This is a genomic window from Streptomyces sp. NPDC045701 (assembly GCF_056432045.1).
Genome location: NZ_JBWKJV010000022.1, coordinates 1 through 13,725, shown reverse-complemented (window position 1 = coordinate 13,725; position 13,725 = coordinate 1). Strand labels below are relative to the sequence as shown.

Annotated in this window: 11 protein-coding genes and 3 pseudogenes; 8 read left to right on the top strand and 6 right to left on the bottom strand. The window is 69.6% G+C overall.

Annotated features, from left to right (window positions below):
- Positions 1-1,524: 1,524 nt before the first annotated feature.
- Positions 1,525-1,680, bottom strand: a complete 156-nt coding sequence (locus tag AC07DW_RS22100) for a hypothetical protein (RefSeq protein WP_478859386.1) — start codon at positions 1,678-1,680, stop codon at positions 1,525-1,527.
- 150 nt (positions 1,681-1,830) lie between these two features.
- Here AC07DW_RS22100 and AC07DW_RS22095 point away from each other — a divergent pair.
- A pseudogene (locus AC07DW_RS22095) lies at positions 1,831-2,370 on the top strand (LLM class flavin-dependent oxidoreductase); the annotation flags it as partial.
- 528 nt (positions 2,371-2,898) lie between these two features.
- Here the strand turns inward: AC07DW_RS22095 and rph are convergent.
- Together rph and AC07DW_RS22085 are read right to left on the bottom strand one after the other, a co-directional pair.
- Positions 2,899-5,496 carry a rifamycin-inactivating phosphotransferase gene (gene rph / locus AC07DW_RS22090; RefSeq protein ID WP_478859385.1) on the bottom strand — a complete coding sequence of 866 codons (2,598 nt, stop codon included), beginning with the start codon at positions 5,494-5,496 and terminating at the stop codon, positions 2,899-2,901.
- 258 nt (positions 5,497-5,754) lie between these two features.
- Positions 5,755-6,033, bottom strand: a complete 279-nt coding sequence (locus AC07DW_RS22085) for a hypothetical protein (RefSeq protein WP_478859384.1) — start codon at positions 6,031-6,033, stop codon at positions 5,755-5,757.
- A gap of 329 nt (positions 6,034-6,362) precedes the next feature.
- On the opposite strand from AC07DW_RS22085, the gene AC07DW_RS22080 reads away from it, so the two are divergent.
- The 3 genes from AC07DW_RS22080 (at position 6,363) to AC07DW_RS22070 (ending at position 8,827) form a co-directional block, all read left to right on the top strand.
- On the top strand, positions 6,363-7,733 hold the full coding sequence (locus AC07DW_RS22080; RefSeq protein ID WP_478859383.1) for a PP2C family protein-serine/threonine phosphatase: 1,371 nt from the start codon (positions 6,363-6,365) through the stop codon (positions 7,731-7,733).
- 3 nt (positions 7,734-7,736) lie between these two features.
- A complete protein-coding gene (locus AC07DW_RS22075; protein WP_478859382.1) occupies positions 7,737-8,108 on the top strand; it encodes an STAS domain-containing protein in 372 nt (123 codons plus the stop codon).
- A 344-nt stretch (positions 8,109-8,452) separates the two neighbouring features.
- Positions 8,453-8,827 carry a hypothetical protein gene (locus AC07DW_RS22070; protein WP_478859381.1) on the top strand — a complete coding sequence of 125 codons (375 nt, stop codon included), beginning with the start codon at positions 8,453-8,455 and terminating at the stop codon, positions 8,825-8,827.
- A 10-nt stretch (positions 8,828-8,837) separates the two neighbouring features.
- On the opposite strand, the gene AC07DW_RS22065 is transcribed toward AC07DW_RS22070, so the two are convergent.
- The gene (locus AC07DW_RS22065) at positions 8,838-9,350 is read right to left on the bottom strand and encodes a hypothetical protein (protein ID WP_478859380.1); all 513 of its coding nucleotides are present in this window, start codon (positions 9,348-9,350) and stop codon (positions 8,838-8,840) included.
- A gap of 201 nt (positions 9,351-9,551) precedes the next feature.
- Between AC07DW_RS22065 and AC07DW_RS22060 the strand changes: the two are divergent.
- A pseudogene (locus AC07DW_RS22060) lies at positions 9,552-9,734 on the top strand (RHS repeat-associated core domain-containing protein); the annotation flags it as partial.
- Between the two features lie 217 nt (positions 9,735-9,951).
- Complete coding sequence (locus AC07DW_RS22055) at positions 9,952-10,128, top strand: hypothetical protein (RefSeq protein WP_478859379.1); 177 nt, start codon at positions 9,952-9,954, stop codon at positions 10,126-10,128.
- A gap of 624 nt (positions 10,129-10,752) precedes the next feature.
- Here AC07DW_RS22055 and AC07DW_RS22050 read toward each other — a convergent pair.
- Positions 10,753-11,241 (bottom strand): MarR family transcriptional regulator, encoded by a 489-nt coding sequence (locus AC07DW_RS22050; protein WP_478859378.1) that lies wholly within the window; start codon positions 11,239-11,241, stop codon positions 10,753-10,755.
- Positions 11,242-11,329: 88 nt separating this feature from the next.
- On the opposite strand from AC07DW_RS22050, the gene AC07DW_RS22045 reads away from it, so the two are divergent.
- Entirely contained in the window at positions 11,330-11,713 is a 384-nt protein-coding gene (locus AC07DW_RS22045; protein ID WP_478859377.1) for an HGxxPAAW family protein, read from the top strand.
- 408 nt (positions 11,714-12,121) lie between these two features.
- Positions 12,122-12,905 (top strand): annotated as a pseudogene (locus AC07DW_RS22040) (transposase family protein); the annotation flags it as partial.
- A gap of 44 nt (positions 12,906-12,949) precedes the next feature.
- On the opposite strand, the gene AC07DW_RS22035 reads toward AC07DW_RS22040, so the two are convergent.
- On the bottom strand, positions 12,950-13,444 hold the full coding sequence (locus tag AC07DW_RS22035; protein WP_478859376.1) for a hypothetical protein: 495 nt from the start codon (positions 13,442-13,444) through the stop codon (positions 12,950-12,952).
- Between the last annotated feature and the right edge of the window lie 281 nt (positions 13,445-13,725).

The window sequence follows — 13,725 nt, the reverse complement described above, 5'->3', positions numbered from 1 at the left end:
GGGCATGCGGACTGCGGACGTTTCCGGATGCACCGGCAACTCCCGGGCGGCGACCCGTCGGCCGTCGCCGTACTGGACAGGGCGCTCGGCGGGGCGCTGAGCGTGGCGACGGGCAGGGCGAGCGACGGGCTCGTACGAAGCACCGCACCACTATGTCGGATCCGGCCGCCTCGCTGGCCGCCGCCCTCATCGGCCGGGACTTCACTGCCGCGGCGGTGAACACGAAGTACGTCGGCGACATCACCCATCTCCCGCCGGCCGGGGAAAGCTTTCGTATCCGTTTAGGGCCGCAGTGCCCGGACCGACATGCACGAAGCCCGCCTCGACCTGTGCCGCTGGCTCCACCACCGCAACACCTGCCGCCGCCTCTCCAGCCTCGGACAGTGCGGTTTCCTCACCTACGAGACAGCACTCGACACAACATCAACCACCCTGGCCCAAGCCGCTCAGCCCGTGTCCAGGACCAGGGGGCAAGGTTCCTCGTTCATCCCACCCCGCCTCCACAACACCTCAGACCCTCGACTTTCCATGCCCGTCGAACCAGGTCCCGAAGTGCGACTGGAGCATGAAGGGGCGTCGTGGCGGGGGACAGCGACTCCGACGGTTGTGTACGGGCCCGGCTTGCCGCACGGCCGCCCTGCCGGCGCACACCGAGGGCGTGGTCGAACGCGGCGGCGAGCGTTTCAGGCGGCAGCACCGCGATGGTTGCTATGAACCGAGCTGTGACGGCATCCAAGTCAGGCTCCTTCTTCAGTATGCGGAAGATTGAGGGCGGGGGCCGAGCAGGTGGGGGCCGTCAGGCGGTCTGCCTCGCCCGCGTGAGAAGGTACGTTCCGGGTTGAGCAGAGGGAGCGCGACATGGATGTCCATCGCCTGACACGCGTAGCAGCCGCGCTGTTCGGGAACCTCGGCACTGCCGGCGCGTTCACGGTACGGGAGTTGCCCGACGGACTCGGGATCTGTGTGTGGCCGGCCGGCGTTCGGGGTGGAGGAAGCATCTTCGTGGGATGCGACGAGTCGGTTCTGTTCGTGGGGTCCGCGGTGGGTTTCGATGCCGGTCTCGCGGCTTTCCGCCAGGGCAGGCGCACTCCTGTCGAGCGCTTCCGGCGCGAGCCTGACGAGGCGACCGCACAGAAGCCAGGTGAGTAGCGGGCACACGGTCCCGTCCGCAACCTCGCCGAGCGGACGAAAGAGGTGCCCTCGTGCCACCGCCGACGACCGCGGCACAACCAAAACCGTGGGCGGCGCGGTCACCATCTCGGGGCGCACCCGGCACGCTGTTGCCGGATCGTTTCCACTCTGCCGACCACGTCCGACACCATGTGCACCCCACAAATGGCCGAACCCCTTCCCGCAGCCGGTCCCAAAGGCGCGCCGCGAAGGGCGACGCGACGGACGTGACGCAGCGGCGCGAGACCAGGCCGCCCGGGGCGGGCAGTGCGGTGGTGGCCAAGCACGTCCGGTATGAACGTGACCTGCCACTGCGACTCTCAGGCGCCGGCCGATGCCGCGCCTCCACGCCCGTTACTCGGGCTCGGCCTCGACGATCCGGACGTCCTCCGCTATCGGGTCCTCCATGACCCTGGCCCGGTAACGTTCGGCGCCGACAAGATCGTAGGTGCCGTACGACGCCATCGAGCTGCCCTCGTAGGTCCACTCCACGCGGTATCTCTCTGCCACCCGGCTTCCCTCCCACTCACTGACGCTGCTGCGCGAGTACATCAGCGCCCTCAGAACATTCCTGACCGGCGAGCCGGTCCACACGGACGGACGCTACATCCGCCTTGACGGGCCGCGTCTGCACCCCTCGGCGGTGCCCGAACAGCCCCCGCGATCTTCGCCGGCGTCCGCGGCCCCAAATCACTGGCCGTCTCCGGCGAAACAGCCGACGGAACCCTGCTCGCCGAACCGGTCACACCCCCATACGTCCGCCAGGCCTTGCGCAGCATCGCACCCCAGCGCCCCCAACAGATCACCGCCTACAACATCGCCGCGGTCGACAACGACCCCCGTGCCGCCCTGGCCGCCGTACGTCCGGCACTGAAGGCCCTGGGCGATACCGACTGGAAACCTCACATCGTGCCGCTCGGGTTCTACGACGAACTCGCCAAGCTGCGCCGCGGCAGCGAGAGCGCACAGGCATTCGCACAGGCCATGCCCGATCCGTGGGTGGAGCAACTCGCTCTGGCCGGCACGGCCGAACACGTCCGCGACCGCCTGGACGACCTGTGCGCCTCCGGTATCACCCGCGCCGTGCTCATCCCGGCCGGGCCCCCGCCCGGGCCTCACTCGCCACCCTGGCGGCAGTGCTCTGATCGCCGGCCCGACGGACACCTCTCCGGCTCCGGAACGATTCCGCGCAGCCGGTGATACCGGCCTGCCGCTCCGGCCGAGCGGCCGTACGCGGCAGGGCTGAGACGGCTACGGCGTGGCGCCGTGCTGCCGCCGTTCCGGCGTCGTGCGGTGCCGTCACGTGCCGGCCCTGCCGCGGCCCTGCTCGGTCGGGCCCCGGCCTCGTCCTCTGCCCCGGCGGGCCGCCCGCCGCCGGCCGGGGCTGCCGCTCGCCCGGGCCCCGGCACTCCGCCCCTGCCATCCCGCCGCCACAGTCCCACCGTCGTCCCGCGAACCACGGTGCCGCGCTGCCGTGGCTTCGGCCGGTGGCGTCCGGACGGCCCGGACCGTCCGGCTGCCGCCCCGCCAGGTCCGCCGCTGTGCCGTCGTCCTGCCGGGCCGGCCGCTTCGCCGCGGCCTTGTGGCCGGTGCCGGGGTGCCCTCGCGCCCGTTTCACCGTCCGTCCGCCGTCACCCGCCGCTGTCCCGCGGGTCCACGGGCACCGCCCTGTCCGATGCGGTGGCCACCCTGGCGGAACCTACGGAAGCGTCCTCCCGGCGGGACCGGTCAAGGCAGGATCTCGATGTACCCGTCGGTTCCGTGTACGCGGATACGCTGGCCGTCCTGGATCGAGCGGGTGGCATGCTCCACGCCGACGACGGCCGGCAAGCCGTACTCCCGGGCGATCACCGCGCCGTGGGTCATCAGGCCGCCCACCTCCGTCACCAAGCCCGCTATGCCGACGAACAGGGGTGACCAACTGGGATCCGTGAAGGCCGTGACCAGGATGTCGCCCGGTTCGAGATCGGCTTGCGCCATGTCCAGGATGACGCGGGCCCGCCCCTCGATGGTCCCGCCGGAAACCGGCAGGCCGACCAGGGCACCGGCCGGCACGTCGTCGCGTCGGTAGGCGCCGTTGACGGTCTCGCCCTCCGAGGTGAGGACGCGGGGCGGTGTGAGCGCGTGGTAGAACCGGAACGCCTCCTTGCGCTGCTGGATGAGCTGGTCGTCGGCCCGCTTCGAACGCACGACGTCGTGGAGCTCCTGGAAGGTGAGGTAGAAGATGTCCTCCTTGTCGCGGAGCACGCCGCCCTGCGCGAGACGCTCGGCCTCCGCCATCAAGGCCTGCTTGTAGACGAAGTAGCGGCTGATGATGCCGTACTTGGGGTACTCCCGGTAGCCGATGAAGGTCCGGACCCGGTCGATCATCTTCTTGGTCTCGTCCGCCTTGCTCTCCCCGTCGGGCAGGGCCCGCAGGCGGGTCAGCACTTCCTGTTCCTTCTTGAGCGCCTTCTGCCGGCCTTCCTCGAAGCGCCGCCCGGCCGCGCCCGGTTGGAAGTTCCTGACGTTGTCGAGGATCGCGGGGACGAGCGTGCTGGGGCGTTCACGCCAGCGGGGCCGTGTGATGTCGATCTCTCCGGCGCAGCGCATGCCGTACCGGTCGAGGTAGGCCGCGATGGCGTCGCGCGCTTCGGGCCCGCCCGGGAGCTTCGCCAGCTCGTCGAGGAAGCTGTCGTCCTCGACGGTCTGCAGGAATGCCACCACCTCCGGATGGCGACGGATCACGTCCGCGACGTCGAGCAGCTCCAGCCCCATCTCCGACGTGATGTTGCCGGGGGCGGACAGCGTAAGAGTGTCAGCCGCGTTCTTCTCGCCCAGCCACTCGTGCAGTTTGTCGTTGAGCCACCACGTGGACTCCATCCCCGCCATGATCGCCTGGAAACTCAGCGGATCGGTGAGAACCCGCTTGTGCTCCTCGAAGGCCTCCAGCAGGAAGTCGAACAGCGCCGGCCCGCTCTTCGCTGCGATGTCGCGCCGCAGGGCGGCGACGGACTTCTCGCTGCGCTCGATGAGCCGGGTGACGACGGCCGGGTCGGTCTCGATCGGGGCGGACGCGCCGCCGACGGGACGGCCGCCGGGCTCCGGGTCCGGCAGTGAGGGGACGAAGTCGTCCCGGTCGAGGACCGTCTCCAGGGCGTCCCTGGTCAAAGGATCGGACCTCCCCACCAGATCCATGAGATTGGCGCGGCTCGCGGGCGAGGACAGCGCGCGGGTGGCGTCCACGAAGAGCCTCCCGCCGGCATCGCGCATCGGCGCCATGGCCGTCAGCTTCCACAAGGAGAGCCCCAGGGGCTTCATGGGGTCGGTCATCATCTGCTGATGGCCGACGGAGACGTAGACGTGATTCTCCTGGTCGTCGGTCTCCGGGATCGGGAACAGCGTCGTGATCGGCCGGCTCTGCACGATCTGGAAGCCGTCATCGGCCAGGCACCATTCGATGTCCTGCGGGCTGCCGAAGTGAGCCTCGATCCGGCGCCCGAGCTGTACCAGCCGCACGACCTGTGCGTCCGTCAGCGCCGGCTGCTCCTGCTGCCGCGAGTCGACGGCCCTCGTCTGCGTGCCACCGTCCGGCAGTGCGCGCACGGCTCGCTCTTTGGCGGCGATCGTCCTGGCGACGACCTGGCCGTCTCGCACCTTGAAGACGTCCGGGTTCACCAGGCCGGAGACCAGGGCCTCGCCCAGCCCGAAGCCGGCGTCCACGGTGGCGACCTTCCGGTTGCCCGTGACCGGATCGGCGGTGAACAGGATCCCGGCCGCCTCGGAGAAGACCATCTGCTGCACGACCACGGCCATGTCGACCGTGCGGTGGTCGATGCCGTTCCGCTGGCGGTAGGTCACGGCCCGCTCGGTGAACAGCGAGGCCCAGCAGCGGCTGACGTGCCGGAGGATCACCTCCGGCCCCACGACGTTCAGGTACGTGTCCTGCTGGCCGGCGAACGACGCCGTCGGCAGGTCTTCCGCCGTCGCGCTGGACCGGACCGCGTAGGCGGCCCGTTCGCCGAACCGGGCGAGCGCGGCGGTGACCGCCGACGCGAGATCGCCCGGGATGGTGATCTCCTCGATGGTCCGGCGGACCTGCGCGCTGAGGCTTCGGACCGCCTCCCGGTCGTCCGGGTTCAGCAGCGACAGCTGATCGATGCGGTCCCCGACCGACGGCGCTTCCGCCACGATCCGCCGGAAGGCGTCAGTCGTCACACAGAACCCGTCCGGCACGCTGACGCCTTCGATCCGCGACAGCGTGCCCAGGTGCGCGCCTTTGCCGCCGACGACGGCGACCTGTGTCTCGTCGACATCCTGGAGGTCCCGCACGAACTGCTCGGTCATCGCGACACCCCCGACGCGGCCGTGGTCCGTCGTCCTGCATCTGCAGCTCGGTTCGGCAGCGTCTCCAGCGCTGCCGAACCGCCGCCCGTGCAGGTCCTCATATCCAACACACGCACCTCGTGTCCCCGTTTCTGCAGGTTGTGGCCTTGGCCGCCGATTCTGCGCCCTGACGGGGGCCTTGCCGCAAGCCCCCCGATGCGCTATACCTTGGGAGAGGCAAGGAGATCTCTCTCCTTGCCTTCGGTGTTTTCCGGAGAGTCACTCGTGGTGGGGGACGCGCAGCGGCCCGTGCGATGTCGCCGGCCGCGAGCCACGATGCACCGGCGACGGCGGTGGGCGTCGTCCCGGCGAAGGCCCCGGCATCGCGGTGGCCGGCTTCAGTCGTTCGTGGGCGGCCGGGAAGACGCCCTTGGCCCAGTCGTTCTGTTCCTTGCCGCCGCCGCGATGCCGCCGGGCACACCTGCTCAGCCGTTCATCGACGCGCTGACCGAACTGGTCCAGGCGCAGGCCGGCACCACCGGCTTCGTCGTTCTCCACGAGTGGGCGGAGATCCTGGAGCGGCGCTTCCCGCCCCGGCCGCCCAACCCCGACAACATGGCCGAGCAGCCCGGCCTCGACCGTCGCCCCCTCCATGAAGATTGCTGGATGTGGGCGTGTTCATGTGGCGATACAGCGTGGATGAGTGGTTGATGTGCGGAGGCGGAGGCGGGTTGCGCTGCTGTCGTAGGGTCGGTGGCGGAGGACTGGGCGCTGGGGCCGGTTCCGTCGTGGAGAATTGGAGCTGAGCGATGTCAGGCGCCCCCGAGGCTTCGCCGGGTGAGTCGCGGTTGAGGCGGGTACCGCCGGCCGGGGTGGAGGCGGCGCGGATGGAGGCGGTGCGCCGCTACGACATCCTGGATACCCCGCCCGACGGGGCGTTCGACAGGGTTGCGGCGATGGCAGCCCGGCTGTTCGATGTCCCCGTGGCCAGCGTCACGATTGTCGATGCCGACCGGATCTGGTTCAAGGCCATTCATGGCCTGGAAGGGGTCGCGCAGATTGGCCGGGACCCGGGCCTGTGCGGGTCGGCGATCCTACGCGATGACGCGCTGGTGATCCCCGACACCCTTTCGGATCCGACCGCGTGCACCAATCCGCTGGTCACCGGTCCTCTGGGGGTGCGGTTCTACGCGGCGGCGCCGATCATCACCGCCGACGGACACCGGCTGGGCACGGTCAACATCCTGGATACCAAACCGCGTCTGATCACCGAGGCCGACACCGCGACATTGGCCGACCTGGCCGCGGTGGTTCTGGACGCCATGGAGCTGCGGCTTTCGGGTCTGCGGCTGCTGCGCGAGGAGCAGGAACGCCGCAAGGCGGAGGAGGAGGCGCGGGCCCGGGCCGAGCGGGACACCGAGGCGATCACCGCGTTCGCCACCACCCTCCAGCGCACCTTGTTGCCTCCCGCGCTGCCGCCTGTTCCGGGGCTGGAGCTGGCCTGCCATTACCAGACCGACTCGCCCCGGGACGTCGGCGGTGACTTCTACGATGTCTTCTCCCTGGGCGGACAGCGCTGGGCGTTGTTCCTCGGGGACGTGTGCGGCAAGGGCGCCGAAGCCGCAGCCGTCACCTCGCTGACCCGCTACACCCTGCGCGCAGCTGCCCAGCACCACGACGATCCCACCGAAGTCCTCGACGCCCTCAACAGCGCCCTGCTGCTCGATCCCTCGCTGGGCAGCCGGTACTGCACCTGCTTCTTCGGCACCCTGCAGCCGGCCCCGGGCGGCGGGTTCACCGTGGCCGTGGCCACGGGAGGCCATCCCCCCGCCTTCCACATGCACCTCGGGGACGACGGCGCGATGGCGGTGAACCAGATACGGCCCAGGGGCGGAATGCTCGTGGGCGCACTGGAAGGAGCCCGGTTCGCCTCCCACACCTTCCACCTCGCCCCGGGCCACGGCCTGCTGCTCTACACCGACGGGCTCACCGAGGCCCGCCTGCCGGACGGGACCATGCTGGGTGAGGAAGGCGTGGCCGCCTTCCTCACCACCCGCACCAGCCCGGACGCCGGCCGCCTGGTCGAAGACACCATCGCGCTCATCACCGACCTGCCCACCGGGACCGGTGACGACATCGCCCTACTCGCGCTGTCCGTACCCCCGGCACCGGCCACTGAGCAGTCGGCCGCCGCATCGACGGCCCGCACCCTGGCCGCGCCCGTCGCTGGCGCCACCCGCGCTGACCAGGAGCGCTGACCCGTGACCGACGGCCTCGTCCTCACCACCACCCACACCGACGGGCACCTGGCGACCCTCTGCATCGGCGGAGAGATCGACACCCAGACCGCTCCCGCCTTGCGCGAAGGAGCACTGGACGTCATCGCCCGAGGACACCCGCACCTGATCCTGGACCTGGCCGGGATCACCTTCTGCGACTCCTCCGGCTTCAACGCCCTGATCGGCATCATGCGCTGCGCGATGACCGCGAACGGCTCCCTGACCCTGGCCGCGGTTCCCGACCGCCTGTCCCGAATGCTCGATCTCACCGGTTTGAGCACCGTCATGCCGTCCTACCAAAGCACTGAAGCCGCGATGAACGCCCGCCTCCCTACCACGCCCGAGCCCGCCTGACCCGGCCGCTCCAGCGGCCGCACCGCTCCAGCGGCCTGCTCCAACTTCAGGATTCCGGGCCGCCCGGGGCGTTCTGGCAGCGCCGCGGTTCCGGGCACGTCCCGACCACGAAGGGGGCTGCCCGACGTCCGGCCCGGTAAGGCCGGTGCTTCCACTGCGACGGGACCGGGCTCGCCCACTCGCTGTGGGAGCCGGCGGCTGGGCAAGCCTGAGCCAGCCGTTGAGGACCACGTCCGGGCTGGGCAAGTCCTTCCGTGCGACAGGTTTGTCCGGGAGCCGGCGACCCGGCGCAGCAGTGGAAGATAGGCTGCTCCTTCTGCCGGTTCAGGTACGAGGAGGAGCACATGCTGGATGCGGTGACCACCGGGTTCATCGGGACAGCGGCGAAGCTGACCCCCGACGCGCTCGCCGTCGTCTACGACGGCATGGTGCGCCTCCGCGGCCAGGGCGGCCGTGAGGCGAGCCGCGCGCTCAAGCTCTCCGCCGCGCACGAGTCCGAGTTGCAGGCGGTGGTCGGCTCGACCCTGCTTCCGCGTGCCGACGAACTCAACGCGTTCCGTTCCGGCCTGCTCTCGGGCGCCAAGTCCGCGTACGTCATTGCCGCACGGGCGGTTCACTGCCGGGAAAGGCTCGCCCAGGAGCACTACCACGTGCTCCTGCGGCCCTTCGCCGAGGTGGGCGTCGAGGTCCCGCCCTGCGCGGCCGACCCGAACTTGTGACTGCCGCCGGTCAGTGCCAGTTCTCGGCCCGGTAGACGTACCAGAGCGCCGCCAGGCCCTCCGTCCGTGAGGCCTCGGCCGTCATGGCCAAGGCCTCGGCCCGATCGTAGGGATCCTGAGGCTTCCTGTCCGGTATGGACGGTGTCATGACCAGGTACCCGCACGCGGTGCGCTGCCATGCTGTGTGGGAGGCGGCCGACGTGCTCGGCAGAGCATCGATGTAAGGATCACTCGACATGCTGCGCGGCGGTACCCCGAGCGTCTCGCCCTGCGGTACCGGCCACTCCCGCACCCTCTCGCCGTCCCTGTACACGGCCACCTTCTGAGCGTGGCGGAGAACCATGTAGCCCATGGGAATCCACTGGACCAGATGTCCGCCGTAGTCCTTGTCAGGATCGGCGAACGCGTACGAGGTCCGGCGCCAGCCGAAAATCAGGTACGGCGCCGTCTCTCCATCGCCCTCACCGTCCAACGGGTCGATACGGTCGGCTTCCACGGGCGGGTAGCGGTAGGGCTCCTGCACACCCCGATCGTGCCAGAAGGCGTCTCGCGGCGGCCAGGCAGGCAGTTGTCGGAATACGGTCCTCGTACGAGGGCCGGGGCCTCGGAAGGCGGGGCGCGGCGATCAGGTCCAGCTGCTCCCTCCGCAGCCGGAACACCTCATCGACCATGTGGGACGCCTTGACCACCCGGCCCGGACCGCCACCCATTCCGCGCCCGCAACATCACCGGAACCATCCCCCAGCCCTACCGCCACGCCGGCGAGTACGGCGATCCGACCGGGCCGTACGAGATGGGCGCCCGCTACCACGACCCCAACACCGCCCGCTTCGCGCAGCCCGACCCCTCCGGCCAGGAGACCGACCCCTACCTCTACGCCGCGGGCGACCCCATCGACAACACCGACCCGACCGGCCTGTACAGCGTCAAGGACTGGTTCTCGGATGTTGGTGGCGCCACGGCGGGAACCACAATCGGGTGCATCGTCACGGCGGCGGCTGGATGCGCACCAGGAGCAGGAACCAGGCGCCGCCCTCGGCACCGCTGCCGGTGGCGCCATAGGAATCGGCTATGCCACCGGGCAAGCAGTGAACTCGTTGTCGGACTGATCAACAGGAGATGCCATGGAGCGACAGCGGAACAAGATGGTCATCGCACTCGCCCTCTGCGCAATTCTGGGTTTCCTACTCTCCGTTCTCGGAGTGGGCAAGGGCACGGCCCTCGTGGTCGCAGCTGTGGCAGTGGCTATCGTCGTGGCCCTGCTGCTCCCTGGAGTGCTGAAAAGGTCCCGTCGCAAATGATGAGGCCAACGCCTTGACGCGAGCGTCTGCCACTGACCTTCGCACGGCGCAACCCCTCTTGTCTGCAAACCAACGCACGGCCGGCTGGCCAAGGGCACCGGGGGCCACTCCACGTTCCCCCTGCCCCGTCACCGCCTGCGCCCCGCCCCGGCAGTTGTCCGGCGGCCGGGCCGCTGTCGGTGGCGCGGTCCCGGCCTCTGCACGGGGGCGCTGTCCTCCGTCTCCAGGCCGCGCCACCGCCCGTCCGGCCGCCGAGCGTCGCTGTGCGTACCGCTGGCCGCCGAGCGGCCGCCGTGCCGGTCCCGCCGTTCCGCCGTTCGCCGTGACGCCGCGTCGTCGCGCCGTTCCGACGGACGTCAGTGGGTTGCTCGCGGACCACCTCGACGGGCGAAGGCCCCCACGCAGAGGTACACGACCACGGCTGTCGCGTACGGGCGATGCCATCCGGTTCAGCGGACTTCCGCTGCGCGCAGCCAGTTCGGCCGGCCGGCCGCCGAGTCACCATGCCCGTCCGGACGTACGGCAGCGCATGCCAGGCGTCCCGCTTGCCGAGCGAGGCCGGCGTACGGGAATCGTCTTCGCCCGCGGTCCTCCGGGGTATCGAAGCCGGGACAGCCCTGGGCTTCAGTCCGTCATGTTGGAGCGTACTTCCTCCAGAGAAGCGCGCATGATGTCGGTCGCACGAGTGAGCCAGTCGGACAGCACCGCGATCTCATCACTCGAATAGCTGGCGAACAGTGCGCCGACCCGGCGGTAGTTGCCCTCGTACACCTCGTGCAGCCGCGGCGCTGCCGTCACATCGGCGACGACACGAACGCGCCTGCGGTCGCCCGGGTCACTCCTTCGATGGGCGTACCCGGCGCGCTCCAGCCGGTTGATGACACCGGTGATGGCCCCTGTCGTCAGGTTCGCCCGCTGGGCCAGGTCACCGGCGCTGAGGGGTTCCCCCGCCGCTTCCCCTTCCAGGATGAACCCGAGACAGGTGAGATCAGTGACGTTCAGGCCCAGTTTCTGGGCGACGTCGTGCTGAGCGACGATGCCCAGCGCGATGAGGCGATCCATCTGGGCGTGTGCCTGCTCTGCCGTAGCGGGAGGACGTCGCTTGCCATCCACCGAAATTTTCCCTTACGCTCTAAGTAACTTACGTCGTGAGACAAACTTCCCTTGCTGGAAGCGTATCTCCGGTTACGGAAGGCGAGACATGAGTGCACACGGAGACGTCGACCTCGGCCACACCGTGGCCGGCTGGACCGGCACGGCGATCGGCCTCGTCGGCCTCTGCGTCACGGGGCTGTCCGTCGTCGCCGTATCGCTCCCGCTCGTACTGGTGGGCGCGGCGATCCTCGGCGCGGCGGCTGTTGTCACCTGGGCGCTCCACCTCGCGGGCTGGGGCAAGCCCAGCGGACCGCGTCCAGCCGAGGAGTGGTCCTGGAAGGTGCGGGACGCCTCGGCGAGGTACGGACATCCGGACTGCGTCGGCTGCCGTATGGGCGGCAGGGGCTCCGCCCGGAGTGCCGCTCCTCCTGTAGCGGTGGCTCCCTCGGAGCCCGCAGCAGCGGCAGCCGCCGTGATCACGGCGCGGTAAGCCCTCCGGAGGCGTAGCCAGCGTGCCGAAGCGGCCCTGGTCGGTGAACCGGTGTTCCGGGGGCCGGGACGACGTCAAACGGTTCCGCGGCCAGAACGCCCATTCGTGCGGCTACGGTCGGCCGGACGAAGACATCCCTTGCCGGGAGTTCGGCTGTGGTGGTGGTCAACGGCGGAAGACGTGCCGAGCTCGCCGCGTCCGAAAGCACGGACGGCCTTGGCGACCTGGGAGGCGCCAGCCTCGGACACATGCCGCCGCCGCGTCGCTATCGCTGCGCTCTCACGTCCGTCGCCTCCCGCCGCCGTGCGGCCGCTGACCGTGCCGCGCACCGCTACCCGAATCTCGCAGCCTGGCTCAACGTCCGTCGCGACCCGTTCACGCTGATTGCACACTGGGGCACCCTCCACCATGTTCAGACCCGCACCGCCATACGCGGTCGTGGGGTCGGCCGTGCCCTCATTTGCCTACCCGTCTGTCATCGATCCGTCCAGCTGCACCCTGCAGCGTCTTGCCGGTCTACTCGCGCTTCACCGGCGTCGGATCGGTCCCCGCTGGCGCCGCCATACCTGTGGCCGGCAGGCCCTGCTCGTCCTCGCGCACCTGCGTTGCGGTGACACCTACGCCGGCCTCGCGGCGGGTTTCCGCATCGGGACCGCGGCGGTCTACCGCTACATACGAGGCCGTCGATCTCCTGGCACCGCTGGCTCCGACGCTGGAGCAGGCCATGGACAGGGTCCGCAGGAAGGCGTACGTGATCCTCGACGGCACGCTCCTACCGATCGACCGCATCGCTGCCGACCGTCCGTACTACTCGGGGAAGATGAAGCACCACGGCATGAACGTGCAGGTTCTCGCCGACCCGGCCGGACGCCTGATCTGGGTATCGGACGCACTGCCGGGAGCCACGCACGACCTGGCCGCGGCCCAGACGCACGGCATCCCGGCCGCTTTGACCGCCGACGGCATCAAGTGCTGAGCGGACAAGGCGTATCAGGGTGCGAGTTCAGGCATCCGTGTTCCGTTTCGGGGCAGGAATCTGTGCGGCTGGCGTCGGCGTCACAACCGGGATCATGCCAAGATCCGCAGCCTCGGCGAACGCGCCATAGCGATCCTGAAAAGCTGGTGGGTCCTGCGGAAGCTCCGTTGCAGCACCACCCGGATCACCTCGGTCGTCCGAGCCGTCGTCACCCTCGACTCGCCATCCGATCAGAAGGGAGAGCGCTCAAATCAGTGGGGTCAGGTCACCGAGATTCGCCACTTGCCGTGTTCGGACAAGGTGACGTATCCGTGCTGCGGAAGGCGCAGGGTGCCTTTCTGGTCGACAGCGGAGGTGGAGCGGATCAGCTGCTTCCCACCGTTGGCCGGTGTGTAGATGATGGTGCCGGGGGAGTCGATGAAGTCGTAGTGCACAACCGGCGCGTACTCGAAGTACGGCTTGGGGCTGAAATAGCCGAAGGTCTGGGTTCCGTTTCCCTGGGCTGTTCTGCTCGGGAGCTGAGGCAGCGCGTCGCTGTCCACGATGCGCACCTTCCACCGGCCCAGGCCACTGGCGCCCTCGCTTCCCGCCACGACTCGCCAGATGGCGAGGGCGTTGCAGTCGGCCGGCAGGACGATGTGTGACGGCCCGGTCCGGCCAATGGTGACGAGCGTGTGGTGGGCCCGCTGATGATGGGGACCCTCGCGCACGGTCGACAGGCTGAAGCTCGTGGTGAGGCCGGCGCGGAACTCCAAGAGGACCGGCCTCCCGCCTCCCGCACCCGGTATCTCGACAATTCGGCTGCGCCAGCCGGACCATTTGGCGGACGTAGTGCTGCCCACGTTCCCTCCCTTGTGTCGGTCGCGAAGCGCTCGGGCTCATGGTTGCACGCAGGCCGGGGCTCCGGCTCCGCTCCAGCCCGACGGAGGTCAACTGACGCTTAGTACTGCAATCGCACTTGTTTGTGGTTGAGTTGGGGTATGGCTGAGCTTGGGGTGGGGTTGGTTGAGGAGTGGGACGGGGTGCTGGCGGGGTT